We start from the raw sequence: 21,604 nt of genomic DNA, 5'->3' as shown, positions 1-21,604 counted from the left end.
AATGTCAAAAGGAAGTTTTGGCTTCGGAATCGCACTTGGAAGTGCATTGGGAGTAGCAGCAGCTTACCTGCTCGCTAAGCAATCAGGAGAAGAACTGCAGCAGAAGTTTAAAGAGAAAGCAGATGACTCAAAAAATAAACTGGTGATTAAACTTGATAATATGGTAGAAAATGCTGAGATCAAGTTTTCTGAAAAAATGACAGATAATGAATTTTATAATCCCCCTGTAGAGTATGAGGCAGTTCCTGAAACCGTCGCTGCTCCTCCAGAACATAATGCTCTGGAAGATGATCCGGTAACTAGTTTAGATACTCAACTTTAAAACCGGTATTTTTATTAATTAGCTTATGAAAATAGAGAAACGTCAGGATAATATAAAATAATTCCTTTTGATTATTCCTGATTTCTCTATTTTTTATTGTTTAAATTATCATATTGCAGTATAAAAATCCATATTTCTAATATAAATTGAATTTTTTACCAATTAGTTAATATGTTTGTTTTTCATTTAAAAAGTCTTTATTATTATATCTATGAGTGTATACCCTAGGAGGACAAACATGAGCTTGAACATTAATGTAACATCTGAAATATCAAAATTGAATTCTGTATTGTTGAAAAGACCGGGGCGTGAAGTTGAAAACCTTACTCCTGATACAATGCATGGTTTATTATTTGATGATATCCCTTATTTACCCATAATTCAGCAAGAACATGATGCTTTTGCAGACGTGCTTAAAAATAACGGTGCACAAGTATACTACCTTGAAAAGCTTGCTGCAGAAGCAATAGAGCACTCTAAAAATAAAGAAAAAATTGTTCAGCAATTTATAAATGAGTCCAATATCCATGAAAAAACTATTGCTGATGAATTAACTGGCTATTTATTTTCTATGGATACCCAGTCTATGGTAGATAAAATCATGGCAGGAGTGCGTAATGATGAAGTAGACATTCATTCAACTTCTTTAGCATGGAGCGCAGATCATCAAAAAAAATCATTATTCCTAATGCAGCCAATGCCTAATTTATATTATACACGCGATCCTGCAAATATTCTGGGTAGTGGAATTTCTATCAACAATATGACTTACACGGCTCGTAAACGTGAATCTTTATTCATGGAAGTAATTGTTAAATATCATCCTGATTTTAAAGATTCCGGGCTGAATATCTGGAGAGATCGTATGGTTTCCACTTCTATTGAAGGAGGAGACGTATTAGTACTGAGTGATGAAGTATTGGCTATTGGTATTTCTCAAAGAACAAGCGGACGTGCCATAGAAGAATTGGCTAAAACGCTTTTCTCCAGTAATAGCACTTTCAAAAAAATATTAGCTATCGAGATTCCACATGTTCGAGCTATGATGCACCTGGATACAGTATTTACAATGATCGACACCGATAAATTTACGATTCATCCGGGTATACAGAGTCTAGATGGAAAAATGTCAGTATATATTCTTCAACCAGGAAAAGCTAAAGATGAAATTGATGTTACGCACCAGACTGATCTTTCAGCAGCTTTAAAAGCAGCATTGAATCTGTCAGAGATTGCATTGATTCCTTGTGGTGGAGGAGATGCTATTGCTGCACCTAGAGAACAATGGAATGATGGCTCAAATACTTTAGCAATTAAACCTGGAGTAGTAGTCACCTATAATCGCAATTATGTTTCCAATGAATTAATGAGAGAACATGGAGTAAAAGTTCTGGAAATCCCATCAAGTGAGCTTTCAAGAGGTCGTGGTGGCCCAAGATGTATGAGTATGCCATTATCTAGAGATTAGTTAATAAAAAGCAGGGAAACTCAGTAATTGAAGAGTTTTCCTGCTTTTAATCTTAGTATCAATCTTGTTTCTTGCCATCTTTTGTATACCTAATTACGTTATTATTTTTATTCTGAGCAATTTCTTTGGCTCTATCAACGGCATCTTGTTTATGTTCAAAAGTTGAATCAGGCCTTTTAGCGCCTTTTGTCTTTACTTTCCATTCATTCTCTTCAAAGTAGACTTGAACATCATTATCGAGCAAGTCTGAATTGCTATCATCATCATGTTTATCACTTTTCTTGGGATTTTCTTGATGTTTGTAGGATCGTATCTCCTTTTCTGAAGCATCATTATACCATTCTTTAGCTTGGCTGATTGCAATAGGAATTGCACGATCTTCAGGATAGTTACTATCCAACAGTGCATTTCCAATATCAATTGCTTTTTTACGCACAACATCATCTAAATTCTTCATTGATGCTGGATAGTCATTTGTATTCCATGGCATGTAAATCATCCTTTCTTATTTTCTAATTTCGTTATATCATGAATTAGACATCACTACTAGAATATAGACTTGTAATGAGTAAAAAGTATTAGAAATTATAGAATGAAAGAGGATCTAATGAAAAAAATAGAAAAAGCAAAAATGTTTATAAATAATCATTTACACTTATTCCAATGCCCAGTTTGTAAAAATCAATTTATTGATATCAAAGGATATCAACTCACATGTTCAAATCGACATTCATTTGATTTTTCAAAAAAAGGTACACTGCACTTTCTGCTCAAACAATCACAAAATGAATATGATAAAGATATGCTACAATCCAGAAGATTAATTGCGCAAGAGGGTTTATGGTATCCTGTTCTTGAAAAAGTAATTTCGGTAGTGAACAATAAAAACGGTGTCCATCTGGATGTAGGGTGTGGAGAAGGATCTCATTTGCATCATTTAATTCAAAAGGGACTAGGTGGTACAAATATAGGGTTTGATATTTCTAAAGATGCTATACAATTAGCTGCTGCAGAATATACAGATGCCTTCTGGTGTGTAGCAGACCTAGCACAGTCACCGTATGCTTCGAATGCTTATGACACAATATTCAATATTCTTTCTCCATCTAACTATGGAGAATTTGACCGAATTCTGAAATCAGGCGGTCAAGTAATTAAAGTTGTTCCAGCAGAAAAATATTTAATTGAAATTAGAAATTTTGTTGGTAAAAATAATACACCCTATTCTAATAAAGAAGTACTAGATAAATTTTACCAGCATTATCCTCAGGCTGATAGAATAAGTATTAGTTACGAGCATAATTTAAATTTCACTATGTGGAAACATTTGCTTAACATGACTCCCTTAAGCTGGAATATTAATGATTCGATTAAAGAAAAATTAATTTTAGAACCATTTAAAAAAATTACGGTAGAAATGGAAATTTTGATAGGAACTAAAGAATAATGTTTTTTAGATTAAAAATAATCTCTAAGTTTAGCTTTTTTCTAAAATGTAAACCTATTTACGAAAATTTCACAATATTGTTAATATTTCCTTTGTTTTCGAGATTTTATTTGTATAGCGCCTTGCAATGCGTATAGTCCAATGTTATCATATGGAACATAAGCTGATTTGGTTCATTGGTTTTTATCAGTCACCCCATCAGAAGCTGATAAAAAAATGTGAAAAACAACAGCTTAATTAACGTATCGTTTCGCAGTGCATGACACCGAGGCGATACGTTTTTTTTTGTGAAAATTTATTATAGCGAACTATACTTAATTCTAGTAAAATTTACTGTAACCCAACTATTATTGGTTAGATTGGAGGAGAGTTCAATTAACCTCAAGTTAAAAGAAAAAATAAAACAAAAGGCCAATGAAATCGGTATTGATAAGATTGGATTTACTCATGCTGAACCTTTTTACGACTTAGAAGATAAATTACACAAACAAAAAGAAAAAGGGTATACTTCAGGGTTTGAACACGATGTTATTGAAGAACGAATATATCCGGAAAAAATTTTTTCAAAGCCACGTTCAATTATTGCAATTGCTGTAGCTTATCCATCAAAAATGCGATCAAAACCACCTAAAGTCAAAGGAGAAAGAAGAGGAGAGTTTGCTCGTGCTTCCTGGGGAACAGATTATCATGATGTCTTGAGGAAGAGGATGGATCTACTGATTGAGTTCATACGAACGGAAACTAGTGAAGAGACCTCATTCAAACCAATGGTTGATACTGGTGAACTGGTAGATGTAGCTGTCGCTCAAAGGGCCGGATTAGGATTTATTGGTAGAAATGGCTTATTGATTACTAAAGAATATGGTTCCTACGTATATTTAGGTGAAATTATAACTAATCTAGAGTTTGAACCAGACGAGGAAGTTCCTTTCGGCTGTGGAGAGTGTACTAGGTGTGTAAAAGCATGTCCAACTGGTGCACTGCTTGGAGATGGTAGAATGAATGCACAGAAATGTTTATCTTATCAGACTCAGACAAAAGGATATATGCCTAAAGAGTATCGTCGTAAAATGGGACATATGATTTACGGATGTGATATTTGCCAGATTGTCTGCCCCTATAATAAGGGAGTAGACTCGCACTTTCATGAGGATATGGAACCTGATCCTGAGAAAACTATGCCTTTACTCAAACCTATACTGACAATTTCTAATCGGGAATTTAAGGATACTTATGGAGAAATGGCTGGGTCTTGGAGAGGGAAAAAACCTTTACAAAGAAATGCCATTATCGCTTTAGCAAATTATCGTGACCGAACTGCTATTCCTGATTTATTAAGGGTTATTGATCAGGACCCAAGACCAATGATTAGAGGCACTGCAGCCTGGGCTATTTCTGTCATTTTAAAAAGAGAAGCAAATGAAGACGTTGTTTCTTTTTTGGAAGAAGCATTATCTAAAGAAACAGATTTAGAAACTATCGAAGAATTTCAAATCGCAATTTCTTTAATGAAAGAAAATTTAACATAGGAAAGTACTGCATTTACTTGGTTAATTGTGTTAAATATATAAAAATAAAGAACCTTATATAAATTAAGGAGTATTGAACAAGGAGTATAATTATGCCAAATCATATTGTTTTATTTGAACCACAAATCCCTGCAAACACGGGAAATATTTCAAGAACGTGCGCAGGAACGAATACACATTTACATTTAATTAAACCGCTTGGATTTGAGACGGATGATAAACATTTAAAAAGAGCGGGATTAGATTATTGGAATGAAGTAGAAATCACATATCATGAGAGCTTAGACGCCTTTATTGAGTATTCAAAGTCTGGGAAATTATATTTAATTTCTAAGTTTGCTAATAAAATATATTCTGATGAACATTTTACAGATACAACTATAGATCACTATTTTATTTTTGGAAAAGAAACAACTGGGCTTCCAGAATCTTTTATGCGCGAGCATGAAGAAGGTTGTCTTCGTATTCCGATGAACGATGAACATGTTCGTTCATTGAACTTATCCAATACTGCCAATATACTAATTTTTGAAGCATTAAGACAACAAGGTTTCCCAGGTTTAGAATTAACTCATGCTTATGAAAATGATAAATTGAAGTAAAAAAAGCAGGCTTTCCTTAAAAAGGAAGCCTGCTTTTTTATAATCACATCTGGTCGGGTGATTCTACTCCAAGGATAGTCAGATCTTGTTTTAGAAGTTCAGTTACAGCAAAAACAAGCGCTAATCTTGCTTCTTTTTCAGCATGTTCATCTAATACACGAATATTAGCATAGAATTTATTAAAAGCTTGAGCTAAATGGATGGCATGCTTAGCTATAATGGATGGTTCATATTGTCTATATGCTCGATGAAGTGTATCTGGAAATTCTTGGATCAGTTTTAAAACTTCCCAGCTATAATCATCCCTCAGTGAATAGTTTTCAGAAGAAGAGAAGGTGGACTTCTCAGCTTTTTTAAGAATACTCAAAGCGCGTGCACGTGTATATTGCACATATGGTCCAGTTTCGCCCTCGAATTGTACTACTTCTTCGATAGTAAAATCAAAGTTATTTAAACGATCATTTTTAAGATCATGGAAGATAACAGCACCGACGCCTACTTGTTCGGCAACAACTTCTTTATCATCAAGATTAGGATTTTTAGCTTCAATTTGATTTAATGCTAATTTAGAAGCTTCATTTAAAACCTCTTCTAATAAAACAACTTTTCCTTTTCTAGTAGATAGTTTTTTACCGTCTTTTGTAATCAAACCAAAAGGAATATGATGAATGTTTTCTGCCCAATCGTAACCCATCTCAGACAAAACAGCTTTTAATTGTTTAAAATGATTGGCTTGTTCTTGGCCGACAACATAAAGAGCTTGAGAAAAGTTATAGGTGTCTTTACGATAAAGAGCAGCAGCTAAATCACGAGTAATGTAAAGAGTAGCTCCGTCGGTTTTTTTGATCAAAGCAGGGTTAAGATCATATTTTTCTAAATCAACGATATGAGCACCTTGGTTTAATTTTAATAAATTTTTATTATCTAATAGTGATACGACTGAGTCCATTTTATCATTATAAAATGCTTCACCATTATAAGAATCAAAATTAATATTTAAACGATCATAAACTTTCTGGAACTCGGCTAGAGATTCTTTTCTAAACCAGTTCCATAATGCAAGGGCTTCTTCGTTGCCATCTTCAAGTTTTTTGAACCAGGCACGTCCTTCGTCTTCAAGTTCTGGATGTTTTTCTGCTTCTTCATGGAAGGTGACATATAGACGGAGTAGTTCTTTTATCGGATTTGCACGAACTTCCTCTTCATTTCCCCATTTTTTATAGGCAGAGATCAATTTGCCAAATTGAGTTCCCCAGTCACCAAGGTAATTGATACGTATTGGATTATAGCCCATTTTCCGCAAAATATTAGATAGAGCATTTCCGATAACTGTTGAACGCAGGTGACCCATTGACATTGGTTTAGCGATGTTAGGGGAAGACATATCGATCGGAACATTTTGTCCTTTACCCATATCACTTGAACCATAATCATCTTTTTCTTCTAAAATCTTGTTAAGAATCTGGCGACTTACTTGATCTTTTTTTAAAAAGAAATTCAAGTAGGGTCCTACAGATTCGGCTTTTTCTATAATTGGAGAAGATACTTTATTTTCTAAATCTGCTGCAATCTGAGCAGGGCTCTTACGTAATATTTTTGCCAACTGAAAAGCAGGGAATGCTAAATCTCCATGTTCAGCCATTTTAGGTTTTTCTAATAAATGGCTTATTTCATTTAATTCTAATTGATCTTTTAAGACCTCGTGCAGCGCTTGGGCTACAAGTTGTTTATATTCCAAAAAAATCCTCCTAGTAGTGTAGTAATATTTGATAGCAAACACGTATAAATGATGGAATGATTATTAATTATAAATCTGGTGTAATCATCTGATAATCTATTTTTTCGTTCATACATAAGCATTTGTATTATAGCAAAGGTCGGTAAAGCTAGCAATAGTATAATGCTTACCAAAAAGAAGTAAGCGTTTTAATAAATATTTAATGAATTTCTATACGATATCAGTTATAGTTAAGTTAACAACAATAGAATCTTAATAAAGTACAAACAGGAGTGTCCTTATGAAAAAATCTGAAAGGCAAATGATGATCAAACAAATGGTGTTGAATGAAGAAATCAGCACACAAGATGAATTACTGAACAAATTAAAAAACAAAGGAATTGACGCTACTCAAGCTACTATATCTAGGGATATCAAAGAATTGAATTTAGTTAAAACACCTAGCGCTAATGGAGGGACTAAATATACGATTTATCAGAATAACCAATTAACGATTGAAGATAAATTGTCTTCAACATTACGAGAAGTAGTCGATAATATTACTCAAGTCCAGTTTATGAATGTCGTCAAGACAATACCAGGAAACGCTCATGTCATAGGAGCTTTGATGGACGATATTCCATTTACAGAAGTAGTTGGAACGGTTGCTGGTAATGACACGATTATGATTATTTCAAAAAACGAAACAGAAGCAACAAAAATGTATAATTACTTATCTGAACGTATGAATACAACATTAAAAAGCTAAAAAATTGTTACCACAAATCTCATTACAATAGAGTTTTCTAGATGCTCTGTGTAACGTTTTTTGTGGTAACTTAATTTTTATCAGTGTTGATCTGGATTCCAAATCCATTTATGTCCATTTTTTTCCAGTAAATTATTGGCTGCTTCAGGACCTGCAGTACCTGCAGGGTAGGTAGCTAACTTATTAGTAGAAGCATCCCATGTTGTTCTGATTTTATCAACAAACTTCCATGAAGCAGCTACTTCTTCCCAATGAGCAAAATGAGTTCTATCACCATTTAAACAATCCAGAAGAAGCTTTTCATATGCTTCAGGACTTTCCTGTATCATACTTTCTGTTCTCAGATGATCGAACTGCATGATATCTGTATCCATTCCTAACCCGATTTTCTTTTCATTTAATGTGATCGAGAAGCCTTCGCTTGGTCCTAAATAGATCGTTAAAATATTTGGAGCAGTATCCCCTTTACTGAAAAGCGAACTTTCTATTTGCTTGAAGACGATGTTAATCTGTGCCTCTTTTTTCGCCAGTTTTTTACCTGTACGTATATAAACGGGTACACCATTCCAACGCTCATTGTTAAGTTCCAATTTACCAGCTACATAAGTTTCGGTTGTAGAATCATCTGCAACTTTTTCTTCTTCACGGTATCCACATAATTTATTATCCAATGATCGAGTATACTGACCACGAACAAAATCACTTTGAACTGTCTCAGTAGTAAGTTCTTTAAGTGCTGATAAAACGAGCATTTTTTGTTTGCGCACTTCATTAGTACTCAACGATTTCGGTGCATCCATTGTCAGCAAACTGAAAATCTGCATGATATGGTTTTGTATCATATCTCTTAAAGCTCCGCTTTTATCATAGTATTCTGCACGCTCTTCTACACCCAGTTCTTCACTCAAAGTAATCTGCATATTAGAAATAAAATGATTATTCCACACCGATTCAATCATTGGATTAGCAAATCTGAATGTTAGAATATTTTGAACCATTTCTTTGCCTAAATAATGATCGATACGGTAAAGTTCATCAGACTCAAAAGCTTCTAAAATTTCATCGTTCAAAGCTTTAGAGCTTTCATAATCAGTTCCAAATGGTTTTTCAATGATAACTCGATTAAATCCATTTTCTGTTACTAAATTCTGACTTTTCAGATGTTTTGTTATCGTTCCGAAAAAAGTAGGTGACATAGAAAGATAAAAAATTCTATTACCATCAATTTGATATTTACCATCTAATTGATCAGCTAACTTTTTAAGCGTATTATAGTGTTCTGTGTCCTTGACATTATGAGCTTGATAATAGAAGTGACTTGAAAACTCTAAGGCATGTTCATCAGAAACTTTTAAAGAGTGAATAGAGTCACGAACAACTTCCTGATAGTGAGCATCTGACCACTCACGTCTTGCAGTACCAATCACTGCAAAATTTTCTTTTAAGAAGCCTTTTGTATATAAACGATACAATGAAGGATACAATTTGCGTTGTGCGAGATCACCAGTACCTCCAAATATTATAAAAAGTGCTTTGTTAGCTTGATTCATACTTTCCCTCTTTTCTATCTACACACGAATGTATAAAGATTACTATATACTATTTTACTTTTTGTTAGCCATTCAAGCAACTGAATTGTTGCGCTTCTGTAATTTTGATTATAAAATATCAAAATTTCCTTATCAGAAAACTGATTTAACCCGTCTAGTTAATATCAAATTATATAAAAATTATTATTTTTTATAAAATTTATTGCTCTTTTAAAGATAATTACTTTAAAAATGTGCCAAGAATAAGGATAATTAATGAGAAAGATAGAATAAATATGGATTGCCAAGGCTAGCTTTGGTACAATACTATGAGTTAAAGAAAGAGGCGAGATAATGACACACCCATTTGAACAATATAATTTGAAACCATACCTTATCGAAGCAATAAAAGAAATCGGCTTTCAAGAGCCAACTGAAATTCAAAGAAAAGTTATTCCTGAAATTAAAAAGGGAAGAGATATTATAGGCCAGTCACAAACTGGATCAGGTAAAACCCATGCATTTTTACTTCCTTTATTCAATCAAATTGATCCAAGTAGAGAACAGGTTCAAATTGTAATTACTGCTCCAAGTAGAGAACTATCTGATCAGTTATTTCAAGCAGCAAGTCAATTAGCTGCTCATTCTGAAGAAGAGATTATTGTTCAGCAATTTATTGGTGGTACTGATAAACAAAGGCAAATCGATAAATTAACTCAAAAACAACCACACGTTGCAATCGGAACACCTGGACGGATGAATGATCTAGTAAAACAGAATGCTTTGTTGACTCACACAGCAAGTTATATGGTTATGGATGAAGCTGATATGACGCTAGACATGGGATTCTTAGAAGAAGTAGACCAGATTGCTGCCAGATTACCAGAAAATGGACAAATGCTTATTTTTTCTGCCACGATTCCACAGAGTTTACAGCCTTTCTTAAAGAAATATATGAAAAATCCAATCAATATTGTAATTGAAAATCAGCAAGTTATTTCTGATAGAGTTGAAAATTGGCTGATTTCGACTAAAGGAAAAAAACGTGTTGATGTTATCCATCAACTACTAACACTCGGACAACCTTATCTCGCATTGGTATTTGCTAATACAAAAGATAAAGTAGATGAAATTGCTAAAGGTCTGGGAGATAGAGGGCTTGATGTAGCGGTCGTACACGGTGGTATTTCTTCTCGAGAACGCAGACGAGTCATGAGACAAATTCAGAATTTAGACTATCAATATGTGGTAGCATCTGATCTTGCAGCTAGAGGAATCGATATCAAAGGAGTTTCTCATGTTATCAATGCGGAAATTCCTCATGAATTAGACTTCTTTATTCACAGGGTTGGCAGAACAGGTCGTAACGGAATGGATGGTATTGCTGTTACTTTGTATTCTCCTGGTGAAGAAAAAGCAATCGAGACCCTTGAAAGTATGGGTATCAGTTTCCAGCCTAAAGAAGTTAAACAAGGCGAGGTAATCGATACTCATGATCGTAACCGAAGAGAACAGCGCAAAGATCAGAATAGTAAAGAAGCTTTTGACTCTGAAATTCATGGTATGCGCAAAAAGGCAAAGAAAAATGTAAAACCTGGATATAAACGAAAAATTGAACGTAAAAAAGAAGAAAAAAGAAGAAAAGCTAGAAAATTAAATAAAAAATAACAGAAAATGAGATCGTCTATTAAATATATTAGACGGTCTCATTTTTTACTTGTATTAAATTGTTAGTCAGGATGCTTTTGGTTTTATTTTACTCATTTCTTTTATAGTCAGATAAAAGAAAAACAAGGATAAAAGAATTTTAAGTTCAAAAGTATAGGTAGACAGTAAATTTGATACAGATGCGATCTCTACTGCCAGCGTAGGCATAAGAGCCGACACGATAGCGATTTTTATATTCTCTTTAAAAGTAAGATTAGATCTCAACACTCTTGAAAATAAATTAGCGAACAAGATAATAAACAATAAATCAAATAGTGTAAATAAGCCGAGCCCAATATACAGGATCACAAAGCTAATTATATAAGAAATAATTGAAAAGTCACCAAGTTCATTGAAAATTCCTTGAATGGTTTCATTATCGAAGTCATCCATTTGAGAATAAGGGGTTTCCATTACAAATCCTGAAAGGTTCACATAAACTTCTTCTTCAAACAACCCTATACCGATTGGTACCTGTAATCTTTCCATGTTCTGATCAATTTCATTACTACTTGTTTGATTATCAGGATCAAAAAAGAATAAAAATGTGTTTGTCTGATGTATATAAGATTCGCCTTCTTCAGCTTTAAGAGTACCATCAGCAACAGAAAATTCTGGTAAATCATTAGCGATTTCCTTACCATCTGATTTAATTGAATTGATTGTTGGAAAAATCAGTACCATATTCAGAATTGTAACAAAGAAAATCAATAGTGCTACAATAGCAGCTAAATGTCTTTTTTTCATGTCTTTAGCTTTATAAATTTCTTTAGGACGTCCAAATGCTAGTTTTAAATAGTAAATCAATGGGTATCTTCCTTTATATAATAGATTCTATAAATTCGTTCTACTTCATTTTACATTCTTATTGCTTAAATAACAACGACTGTTCGGTAAAGAATTATACCGTCAAAAAAAGTTTAAGAAATACTATAGAGCTTTAATTTTATTGGGTTTATTCAAAAACATAACTAACCATAAATAAGTAAAGTGTGTCTAAAAATTGAATAAATTTCTTGAATATGCTTTGATAATAACGTGTTCAATGTTAGAATAATGAATGTAAGAAAAAACAAAACAGGAGGAATGTTCATTATGGCTTACAATTTACCTGAATTACCTTATGCTTATGATGCATTAGCACCACATATCGATGAGGAGACTATGCGTATTCATCACGACAAGCACCATGCTGCTTACGTGACGAAAGTGAATGCTGCTCTAGAAAGTCATCCGGAACTTGCTGAATTAAGTATTGATGAATTAATGCAAAAACTTGATTCTGTACCTGAAGATATTAAAACTGCAGTTCAAAACAATGGTGGGGGGCATGCAAATCACAGTTTATTCTGGGAAATCCTATCACCAAATGGTGGAGGAAAACCTTCTGGAGAATTAGCTGATGCAATCGATAACCAATTTGGTAGCTTCGATGAATTCAAAGAAAAATTCAGTGCTACAGGTGCTGGACGCTTTGGTTCAGGTTGGGCATGGTTAGTTTTGACTGACGGAAAATTAGAAGTAATCGATACATTGAACCAAGATTCACCTCTTTCATTAGGAAAAACTCCTATTTTAGGACTTGATGTATGGGAACATGCTTATTACCTAAACTATCAAAACAAACGTCCTGAATATATTTCAGCTTTCTGGAATGTAGTAAATTGGGATGAAGTTGCAAAACGTTACGAAGCAGCTAAATAACTCAATTAACTTTTCATTGCCAGGTACTCAAACAGTACCTGGCTTTTTGTTTGATTAATATTACCTTAAAGAAAATTAACATACTATAGAGCTTATTAATCAATAAATATTATGAACACAAGAAATCTTCACACAATTTTACTCTTTATCATATAGAAATTCTCCTGTCTATTTGGTAAACTGTTTTAAGTCTATTTAGAAAATAATATAAATCAAATTAGTAAACTGTAAACTTTGTATGAGAAATATTTGGAGGCTTTATGTTGAGAAAAACTATTAAAAAGACAAAGGAAAGAAAAAAATCCCATATTCCTTTCCGTTTAAATCTACTATTTTTTATTGTGTTTATGCTGTTCTCGGCTTTGATACTTCGCCTTGGTTATCTACAAATCATCAGAGCAGATGAGTATCGTGCAGAAGTAGAGAGAACAGAACGTACCACGATTACTGGAAGCGTACCTAGAGGAGAAATATATGATGCTAACTTAACCAAATTAGTTGGAAACGAAGCAAGAAATACAATCACATATACTCGAGGAAAAAACACTTCAGGAGCGACTATGGCTGAGATCGCTTTAAATTTAGCAGATTACATTACAATGCCTAGTGTTTCTCCATTCGACAATGAAGATAGTTCTGATATAACAGTTAGAGATATGCAGGACTTTTATATAGCAATGAATCAAGACGAGGTTAATGAGAGACTTTCTGATGAAGAATTGAAATTATCTGGTTCTGAATCATATCAGGCTATGCTGGATAAAGTTACAGAAGACGAGATTGCAGACTTTTCTGAAAAAGAAAAAGCTGCTACTGCTATATATAAAAGTATGAATGCTTCTTATTCCTTAAGTACCGTTAACATTAAAAATGAGAATGTTTCCCAAGAAGAGATTGCAAGAGTAAGTGAAAATCTTGATTCTCTTCCAGGTGTTGGAACAGGTACAGACTGGGTACGTGTATATCCCCAAGGAGACATGTTGAAAAGCGTTTTAGGACGAGTTACTTCTGAAGAGCAAGGTATACCAAGTGAAAAAGTCAGCAAATATCTTGCTATGGGATATTCCAGAAATGATAGAGTCGGACGAACTTATTTAGAAGAACAGTATGAATCGGTATTAAGAGGAACAAAATCAATTATTGAAACTGAAACTGACAATAACGGAGAGATAATTAATCAAGTAGAAAAATATTCAGGTAGTAAAGGTGATAATTTAATTTTAACATCTGATATCTCTTATCAAGAAACAGTGGAACAGATCGCCAAAGACTCTTTGCAGAAAAGAGAAGGGCGTAATGAGGAAATATATATGGCTGCTATGGACCCGCAGACTGGAGATATTTTAGCTATGACCGGACAAACAGTAGGTGACGATGGAGAAGCTGTAGATGATGCACTGGGCACAATTACGAAAGCATTCATTCCTGGTTCATCTATAAAAGGTGCAACAGTATTATCTGCTTATATGGACGGAGTACTAGATACAAGTAATAATGTTATTGAAGATACACCACTTCTATTTAAAGGCTCTAACCCTATTAGATCAATTTTTAATCAAAGTGGTTCAATAATGATTAATGACATCACAGCGTTAGAACGTTCTTCTAATGTTTATATGTCTCGGCTTGCAATGAGGATGGGGGGAGTATGGGACTATTCTCCTTATAAATCGTTACCCTTTAATGGACAGGAGTTACTGGATAAGCAAAGAGAGTATTACGCTCAATTCGGGTTAGGTGTAGAAACAGGAATAGATTTACCATCTGAAATGACCGGATATAAGGGATCTAATCCTTCAGCAGTAGACGGGTTATTTCAAGCCTTTGGGCAATATGACACTTATACTACTATACAACTATTACAGTATGTATCAACAATAGCCAATGATGGTGTTAGGGTAGCGCCCAAACTTGTTTCAGAAATTAGAGATACCGATCCTGACACCGGTGAAATTGGAGCACTTAAAACTGAAATTGAGACTAAAGTATTAAATAAAGTTGCTGTTTCTGATGAAGCAATGGACCGTGTTCAGCAAGGTTTTTACCAAGCAGTACATGGTGATCAAGGGACTGCAAGATCATTTTTTGCAGATGCACCATATGATGCCGCTGGTAAAACCGGAACTGCCCAATCTTTCTGGTATAATCCAGAAACAAAATCAAGTGAAACCACTGTGAATTTAACCTATGTGGGTTACGCTCCTTATGATGATCCTGAAATTGCTGTAGCAGTTATCGTTCCATATTTGCCAGAATCAAGTTCCGAACGAACTAACAAGGAGAATTTAGCAGCAGCAAAAAGAATGATGGATGCTTATTTTAAAACTGGAGAATTTGAAGAAGAACAAAAAAGCAATACTGAAACAGTTGAAGAATTACAAGAAGCACAAAACGCAGCAGAAAATGTTGAATAATGAAAAGAGTGCGGGGATCCAGTAAAAGATTCCCGCACTCTTTTTGTAAATTAAAAAGCCAAAAGTTTAACTTTTGGCTTTAATACATGAATGATTATTTAGTTTCACGGTGCAAAGTTACTTTTTGCTCTCTAGGGCAATATTTTTTAACTTCCAAACGTTCCGCATTATTACGTTTGTTTTTAGAAGTCAAATAGTTGCGTTCTTTGCAGTCTGTACATTCTAAAGTTACGTTAACTCGCATGATGGTCCCTCCAAATCTTTCCTGAATTAAGACCAAACATAAGTGTCTAGTCTTTCGCCTTGACTAGGATAACACGTTTAGACAAAAATTACCATCTTTTTATTGCTTAAATAAAAATTTCATAGAAGAGAGTCCTATATTCTAGAATGTACTATAGTCATTTATATTACGCTTTATTACGAAATTTATCAGGTCCTTCCTGTTTTTTATTAAGTATGGTAAAATTTATAAGGCTATTAATAAGAGGAGGAACACACATATGGAACTATGGGTAATAACAGGGATCCTATTTGGGATATCTGCAATTTTGATGATCTATTCTTTTCTTAAAAAAGAAGAAAAAGATCGCACTTATAAAGAATTAGAAGATGTTTCATTGGATTTAGTCCAAATTATTTACGGTTTAAACAAAAGAATTCAGAATCTAGAAAATGAACTGAAAATCGAAAAACCAGTAGAAACATTTCCTGATCGTGTTACGAATATGACTCAAACCCATATTTTGACTTTATTTACACAAGGTCTTTCTGCTAAAGATATTTCAGAACACCTGCACGTATCGGAAGCATCCGTTCAACACACGATCGATGCCTATATTTCTGAAGGAGTACATTAAGTAGAAAAATAGATGGACAGAGTAACTAGCTATTAAGGAAAGGAATAAAAATATGTCGAAAAAAAATATAAGAATTCTAGCTCTAGGGTTCTTTATTTCCGGTATTATTCTTGTATTGACTTCTTTATTGATGCCGGGAAACCAGTCAGCGAACGGTCAAACTGGGAATGTTGAAGAACTAGAATCTGAAATTACTTATTTAGAAGAAAAAATTGCTCAGCTAGAAGTTGCTCAAACCTCACAAGCAGAAACAACTTCAGAAGAAGTTGAACAACCTGCCAATGAAACGGAAACTAGCGATACAGAAGAAGATGCCTCTAGCAATGAAGACGAAGTTAAAGATGAAAGCAAAGAGGAGGAGCCTGAAGAAGATCCAGTAATTAAAGCAACAATTACAATTGGCGAGGGTGAACCTAGTAGTGTAGCCGCACAACAATTAGAGTCAGAAAGCATTATTGAAGATCGTTATGATTTTGACAGCTTTTTAGAAGATAACGACTATGCTCCGTTAGTTCGTCCTGGCAGCTATGAAATCAATAGCGAAATGACTTACGAAGAAATAGCACAAAAGCTTATGGGAAATTAGTTTTTAGCAAATATTACTCTGTGACTATGCATATAATTTCAGTATCTTACCTTATTCCTATATGATGAATTTAATAAAACATATTTGAAAGGATGAGCAAGATGAGCAGAATGTCCAAGGTTAGTATGGTAAATGGTGAGCTTTTTATGATTCAGATACCTCCAGAAGAATTGCACAAAATATTATCAAATTCAAATAAAGAATCCGGCAATTTATTTCATGAATTTGAATTAAAATCTGGAGAAATAATTTATCTACAATCATTGCATGTAGTTTCCATAGAAGGAACTGGTGAGACAACCAGTTTGACTGATTCACTTGATAAAACTTCAATTGAACAGACCGATGAGAATAATAAATCTAATAATGAAAAGAATAGAGCCGCATCAAATCTAGAAGCTGCTAAAGAGTTCAAAAAAGATTTAGATGGCAATATGGAATGATGTAAATTCAAATTTGAAGCTTTGAAACCATTTGGTCATTATGGTTTCAAAGCTTTTTTTGTTAGCGATTAATTTTAAACATTTAGATGATAAAATTTATGATATACTAAATATAAATTGCATAAAAAGGAAGGATTATAAATGAGTCCTCAAACTAAAATGAAAATGAGACGATGGCAGAGAAAGCCTTTTGTAACTTATGGATTATTAGGCTTAACTGTGTTTATGTTTCTCTTACAAACACTTAGAGGAGGCAGCCAAAATCCTTTCGTTCTATATGAATTAGGTGCTAAAGTTAACGAACTGATCGTGCTTGGAGAATGGTGGCGCCTTATTACACCTGTTTTTTTACACATAGGGATTGAGCATATTCTTCTCAATGGGCTGATTATTTACTTTCTAGGGATACAGGTAGAAGCGATCATAGGTCATTGGAGATATTTATTGCTCTATATGCTTAGTGCTATAGCGGGAAATGCTGCAAGCTTTGCATTCAATCAATCCATCTCAGCAGGTGCTAGTACAGCATTATTTGGCCTTTTCGGAGCAACACTTGTTTTGCCTAAACTATTTCCAAATAATTACCAGGTTAAAGAAATGTCTAAAAGTTTCTTATTGCTGATCATCATCAATCTCGTATTTGGTCTTTTCAGCAATGGAATCGATATGGCTGGTCATGTTGGTGGTTTAGCTGGCGGCTACTTGACTATGTATGCATTATCAGCACCGAAAGCTTGGATCAGTGGGGTTAAAGTTCAAGCTAAGTATGGTGGTATTTATATCATTTTACTTAGTATCATATTAATTATAGGCTGGCGAACAACAACTATGCTTTATTTCAATTAAAAAATGGAGGGGAAAATATGCTTGAAAAAAAATTGATTGGAATTGATCTAGGTGGAACGACTATCAAGTTTGCAATTCTAAATATCGAAGGTCAAATTCAAAATAAATGGAGTTTAGTAACAGATACAACTGAAAAAGGTGCGAAAATCGTACCTGCAATTATTGAATCAATCAACCATCATTTAGATTTATACAATATGACTAAAGAAGATTTCTTAGGAATCGGCATGGGTTCTCCTGGAAATGTAAGTCATGTTGAAGGAACTGTTATTGGTGCCTATAATCTAAACTGGAGAACGATCCAATTTGTCAAAAAACTTGTTGAAGAAGGTACAGGAATTCCTTTCTTCATTGATAATGACGCAAATGTTGCCGCTTTAGGAGAACAATGGATTGGGGCTGGAAACAATGAGCCTAATGTAGTTTTTATGACATTAGGTACTGGTGTCGGTGGTGGCATTATTATAAATGGAGAACTAGTCCGTGGTGCATCTGGTGCAGCCGGAGAAATTGGACACATTGTTGTTGAACCTCACGGATTTGATTGTACATGCGGTAATAAAGGATGCCTCGAAACTGTTGCAAGTGCTACAGGAGTTGTTAGATTAGCTAGAACAATGGCTGAAGAATTTGCAGGAGTTTCTTCTCTGAAAGAAAGCATAGATAATGGTGAGAGCGTTGATGCTAAAAGTGTTTTTGATGCAGCTAAGGATGGCGATATTTTCGCAGTAAGAGTAGTGGATAAAGTTTGTGATTATTTAGCTCTAGCTTGTGGTAATATCTCTAATATGCTGAATCCTTCTACAATTGTTATTGGTGGTGGAGTATCCAGAGCCGGAGAATTTTTGGCTGAAAAGATTAGAGAAAAATTTGTGAATTATGCTTTTCCGCCCATTTATAATAATACTAAGATCAAAATTGCCGAACTAGGAAATGATGCAGGAGTAATTGGTGCTAGTTCTCTAGTCCTTAATGACTCATTCTCTGAGTCATGATAGATGATTTAAAAACTTCTCTTATGTTAATATAGAATTAATATATTGGATAAGAAGGTGATCAGAATGCATTCAAGAAATAAGCTGAAATCAGTTAGTCTATTTCTCATGCTTTCTGGTCTCTTTTTTCTATATGCATGTTCTGCTTCTGAATCAATGTCAAAAGAAGAACCATCTAATCATCCAACTATTGAAGAATCTAAATTTATTCAAATTGATCAATCAAAAGAAACTTTACAAAAAATAGTAGGGTGGTTAGACAATGATGAAGTGCTTGTTCATCTTGGAGACCAAAAAGGCCAGCAATTGATCCAATTAAATATAAAAAATGGAGACCGTAAAATGCTATATTCTACAGAAAAACATATTTTAACTGTCAAAATCAATAATCAACTAGATAAGATATTGTTTCAAGAGGGTTCTGATCAATCAGTTGATCTCGTGGTAGTAAATTTAGTAGGCGATGAATTAAACCGAAAAAAAATTGATTATAGTGGTTATCTAACTGTCAATTGGAACCCTGTAGAAGATCATTTGGTATTTTTATCCTATTATCAAGTCGATTCAAAGACATCGGTTGAACAAGCTAAGGTAAGGATCTGGAATCTTGAAAACAATCAATTTCAAGAAATGCCTATTCAAAGTGTTGAACCTAACTGGTATTCATCTCATCTTTACTTGTACATAGATGAACTATCAAAGCAGCTTTTTATAGGAGATGTTAGAAAAGATGAAACTCCTGACCGAATCAGTAATGAAACAATAGGGTTTTACCTGAATCAGGATACTGTAGTTTCTATTTTGGAGTCAGATATTAATGACCATGAAGTTCATCTAATGAAAGATTATCCTCTTTTGGTTCATAAAGGAACGATCACAATTCCAAAAGTTACGATGGGAGAAAGAATCATACATCCTTATCTATCACAAAGCAACAGAGATGGTATGATTGTTGGCAATGTAGCTGATGAACCTACTGACTTAAATCAAAATTTAGGTTCTTTCACTTTGTGTATATTGGATTTCCAAAATAGTCAGCTGCATCCAGTCATCTCACTCCCTGAAAATGCACCAATCTTACTTTCACCTGATGAAAAATACGTATTATATGGTTGGCAATTTGAAAAGGTTATCGATTTAGAAGGAAATTCTTCAATTCACTCGTTAATATCTGATTCTATCTAAATAAGTACTAGAAAAAAACGCTTTTCTACTGTAAACTATGTAGATGAGAACAGTTAGAAAGGAAGTATAGAATTGGATGGATGGACAATATTTACTATAATCTTGTGGATTGGAATTATTGGATGGGGGATTTGGGAACTCATACAATATTTTAGAAGAAAAAACGCTGCTACTATTGTTTCCAAGGAAGAATTTAAAGAAAATATGCGTAAAGCACAGGTAGTTGACGTTAGAGGTAAAGACGAATTTGATGCTGGACATATTTTAGGAGCTAGAAATCTTCCTTATCTACAAATGAAACAAAGAGCGAATGAACTTCGTAAAGATCAGCCAATATATTTGTACGACGAAAAGAAAACCCTGAGTGCAAGATCTGCAATTATATTAAAAAAACAAGGTTATCAGAATTTGTACATTCTTAAAGGCGGATATGCTGATTGGGATGGTAAAATTAAACGCAAAAAAATGAAATAATTACAATAATAAATGCACATGGCTCCTTAACCAGGAGCCATGTGCATTTTTATTATAAAAAGGGATCAATGCGCTTGAAATGAATTAACAATAATAGCTGCTGTTTCTTCAATTGATTTATTTGCAACATTAATGATCTGACATCCTAGTTTGGCATACAAGGTCTCTGCATACCTAATTTCTTTTTGAATGCGTTCAGTACTAGAATAAGGGGTATCTGGGTTCATACCATAAGAAATCATTCTCTCTTTACGAATGTTTGATAAAATACTTTCATCATTTGTTAACCCAACAATTTTTTTAGGATCTACACTCCACAATTCACTTGGAATTTCAGCTTCTGGCATAAGAGGAAGATTCGCTACTTTGTAATTCTGGTTCGCTAAATAAATACTTAAAGGTGTTTTAGAGGTTCTGGAAATGCCTAGTATGACGATATCCGCTTCTAAAAAGCCTTTTGGATCTTTACCATCATCATAAGTAACAGCAAACTCCATAGCTCCAATACGGTCAAAATAGTTTTCATCTAATTTATGCATAGCTCCAGGTTTAAACTGTGGTTGCAGATTGGTTCGTTTGCTAATTTCCCGCATAATTGGATTTAAAATGTCAAAACAAGTTAAATCATTCTCACTACAGAAATCATGAATCGTATGAATAAGTGTTTTGCTGACAAAAGTATGCAGAATGATTGCATTCACTTCCTGCGCTTTTTTTAAGATATTCATAAGCTGATTTTTTTCTCTAATGAACGAAAATATTTTAAAATTACATTCTAGCTGAGGAAATTGTGATAATGCTGCGTTACTAATGTTACTAGCGGTTCCTCCTACAGAATCTGATAAGACATATATGGCTAATTTTGAGTGTTCATTCACTATGTTTCATCCTTTCTAGAGTACAGAGCTATTATACAGGACAAGAGATATTTAGTGAAGTAACAAGCGATTCTTGATATTTTTACGAATCTCAGCTATTATATACTAAACTAATTAAAAGGAAGCGAT

22 protein-coding genes are annotated in these 21,604 nt (G+C 33.9%); 16 read left to right on the top strand and 6 right to left on the bottom strand.

Annotation, left to right across the window (positions count from 1 at the left end; translation table 11 throughout):
* The first annotated feature begins 1 nt into the window (after position 1).
* A complete protein-coding gene (locus BM212_RS01020) occupies positions 2-322 on the top strand; it encodes a YtxH domain-containing protein (protein WP_072694977.1) in 321 nt (106 codons plus the stop codon).
* Between the two features lie 238 nt (positions 323-560).
* Positions 561-1,790: an arginine deiminase gene (arcA, locus tag BM212_RS01015; protein WP_072694976.1), complete on the top strand. Its 1,230-nt coding sequence runs from the start codon at positions 561-563 to the stop codon at positions 1,788-1,790.
* Positions 1,791-1,848: 58 nt separating this feature from the next.
* On the opposite strand, the gene BM212_RS01010 is transcribed toward arcA, so the two are convergent.
* On the bottom strand, positions 1,849-2,280 hold the full coding sequence (locus tag BM212_RS01010) for a DUF2188 domain-containing protein (RefSeq protein ID WP_091895405.1): 432 nt from the start codon (positions 2,278-2,280) through the stop codon (positions 1,849-1,851).
* A 117-nt stretch (positions 2,281-2,397) separates the two neighbouring features.
* On the opposite strand from BM212_RS01010, the gene BM212_RS01005 reads away from it, so the two are divergent.
* The 3 genes from BM212_RS01005 (at position 2,398) to trmL (ending at position 5,368) form a co-directional block, all read left to right on the top strand.
* Entirely contained in the window at positions 2,398-3,237 is an 840-nt protein-coding gene (locus BM212_RS01005) for a methyltransferase domain-containing protein (RefSeq protein ID WP_072694974.1), read from the top strand.
* 374 nt (positions 3,238-3,611) lie between these two features.
* Complete coding sequence (gene queG, locus BM212_RS01000) at positions 3,612-4,766, top strand: tRNA epoxyqueuosine(34) reductase QueG (protein ID WP_091895529.1); 1,155 nt, start codon at positions 3,612-3,614, stop codon at positions 4,764-4,766.
* Positions 4,767-4,858: 92 nt separating this feature from the next.
* Positions 4,859-5,368 carry a tRNA (uridine(34)/cytosine(34)/5-carboxymethylaminomethyluridine(34)-2'-O)-methyltransferase TrmL gene (gene trmL, locus BM212_RS00995; protein ID WP_072694973.1) on the top strand — a complete coding sequence of 170 codons (510 nt, stop codon included), beginning with the start codon at positions 4,859-4,861 and terminating at the stop codon, positions 5,366-5,368.
* A gap of 43 nt (positions 5,369-5,411) precedes the next feature.
* Here the strand turns inward: trmL and argS are convergent, their stop codons facing one another.
* Positions 5,412-7,106, bottom strand: a complete 1,695-nt coding sequence (argS, locus tag BM212_RS00990; RefSeq protein WP_091895402.1) for an arginine--tRNA ligase — start codon at positions 7,104-7,106, stop codon at positions 5,412-5,414.
* 280 nt (positions 7,107-7,386) lie between these two features.
* Here argS and argR point away from each other — a divergent pair, with 280 nt between their 5' ends.
* Complete coding sequence (gene argR, locus BM212_RS00985; protein WP_091895399.1) at positions 7,387-7,854, top strand: arginine repressor; 468 nt, start codon at positions 7,387-7,389, stop codon at positions 7,852-7,854.
* 80 nt (positions 7,855-7,934) lie between these two features.
* Here the strand turns inward: argR and zwf are convergent, their stop codons facing one another.
* Entirely contained in the window at positions 7,935-9,404 is a 1,470-nt protein-coding gene (zwf, locus tag BM212_RS00980) for a glucose-6-phosphate dehydrogenase (RefSeq protein WP_091895396.1), read from the bottom strand.
* 333 nt (positions 9,405-9,737) lie between these two features.
* Here zwf and BM212_RS00975 point away from each other — a divergent pair, with 333 nt between their 5' ends.
* A complete protein-coding gene (locus BM212_RS00975) occupies positions 9,738-11,051 on the top strand; it encodes a DEAD/DEAH box helicase (protein ID WP_091895393.1) in 1,314 nt (437 codons plus the stop codon).
* A gap of 66 nt (positions 11,052-11,117) precedes the next feature.
* Here BM212_RS00975 and BM212_RS00970 read toward each other — a convergent pair whose 3' ends face one another.
* Complete coding sequence (locus BM212_RS00970; protein ID WP_091895390.1) at positions 11,118-11,897, bottom strand: DUF1189 family protein; 780 nt, start codon at positions 11,895-11,897, stop codon at positions 11,118-11,120.
* 288 nt (positions 11,898-12,185) lie between these two features.
* Between BM212_RS00970 and BM212_RS00965 the strand changes: the two genes are divergently transcribed.
* On the top strand, positions 12,186-12,794 hold the full coding sequence (locus tag BM212_RS00965) for a superoxide dismutase (RefSeq protein ID WP_091895387.1): 609 nt from the start codon (positions 12,186-12,188) through the stop codon (positions 12,792-12,794).
* A 263-nt stretch (positions 12,795-13,057) separates the two neighbouring features.
* Positions 13,058-15,208, top strand: coding sequence for a peptidoglycan D,D-transpeptidase FtsI family protein (locus BM212_RS00960; protein WP_245750909.1), 2,151 nt, complete (start codon positions 13,058-13,060; stop codon positions 15,206-15,208).
* A gap of 94 nt (positions 15,209-15,302) precedes the next feature.
* On the opposite strand, the gene rpmG is transcribed toward BM212_RS00960, so the two are convergent.
* Positions 15,303-15,452: a 50S ribosomal protein L33 gene (rpmG, locus tag BM212_RS00955; RefSeq protein ID WP_072694965.1), complete on the bottom strand. Its 150-nt coding sequence runs from the start codon at positions 15,450-15,452 to the stop codon at positions 15,303-15,305.
* 259 nt (positions 15,453-15,711) lie between these two features.
* Here rpmG and BM212_RS00950 point away from each other — a divergent pair, with 259 nt between their 5' ends.
* The 7 genes from BM212_RS00950 to BM212_RS00920 all read left to right on the top strand — a co-directional run bounded on the left by BM212_RS00950 (position 15,712) and on the right by BM212_RS00920 (position 20,597).
* Positions 15,712-16,068: a helix-turn-helix domain-containing protein gene (locus BM212_RS00950; RefSeq protein WP_072694964.1), complete on the top strand. Its 357-nt coding sequence runs from the start codon at positions 15,712-15,714 to the stop codon at positions 16,066-16,068.
* A gap of 52 nt (positions 16,069-16,120) precedes the next feature.
* Positions 16,121-16,654, top strand: coding sequence for a hypothetical protein (locus BM212_RS00945; protein WP_091895381.1), 534 nt, complete (start codon positions 16,121-16,123; stop codon positions 16,652-16,654).
* Between the two features lie 101 nt (positions 16,655-16,755).
* Positions 16,756-17,097, top strand: a complete 342-nt coding sequence (locus BM212_RS00940; RefSeq protein WP_072694962.1) for a hypothetical protein — start codon at positions 16,756-16,758, stop codon at positions 17,095-17,097.
* A 141-nt stretch (positions 17,098-17,238) separates the two neighbouring features.
* Positions 17,239-17,943, top strand: a complete 705-nt coding sequence (locus tag BM212_RS00935) for a rhomboid family intramembrane serine protease (RefSeq protein ID WP_072694961.1) — start codon at positions 17,239-17,241, stop codon at positions 17,941-17,943.
* A 17-nt stretch (positions 17,944-17,960) separates the two neighbouring features.
* Entirely contained in the window at positions 17,961-18,938 is a 978-nt protein-coding gene (locus BM212_RS00930; protein ID WP_072694960.1) for an ROK family glucokinase, read from the top strand.
* Positions 18,939-19,004: 66 nt separating this feature from the next.
* Positions 19,005-20,123, top strand: coding sequence for a YqgU-like beta propeller domain-containing protein (locus tag BM212_RS00925; RefSeq protein WP_091895378.1), 1,119 nt, complete (start codon positions 19,005-19,007; stop codon positions 20,121-20,123).
* A gap of 72 nt (positions 20,124-20,195) precedes the next feature.
* Positions 20,196-20,597 carry a rhodanese-like domain-containing protein gene (locus BM212_RS00920; RefSeq protein WP_072694958.1) on the top strand — a complete coding sequence of 134 codons (402 nt, stop codon included), beginning with the start codon at positions 20,196-20,198 and terminating at the stop codon, positions 20,595-20,597.
* Between the two features lie 65 nt (positions 20,598-20,662).
* Here the strand turns inward: BM212_RS00920 and BM212_RS00915 are convergent, their stop codons facing one another.
* Positions 20,663-21,475, bottom strand: coding sequence for a pyruvate, water dikinase regulatory protein (locus BM212_RS00915; protein ID WP_072694957.1), 813 nt, complete (start codon positions 21,473-21,475; stop codon positions 20,663-20,665).
* Positions 21,476-21,604: the final 129 nt, after the last annotated feature.

The organism is Marinilactibacillus piezotolerans, assembly GCF_900114235.1.
GTDB lineage: Bacteria > Bacillota > Bacilli > Lactobacillales > Carnobacteriaceae_A > Marinilactibacillus > Marinilactibacillus piezotolerans.
Note: the sequence above shows the minus strand (reverse complement) of the source record. Positions and strands in the feature narration are given on the sequence as shown.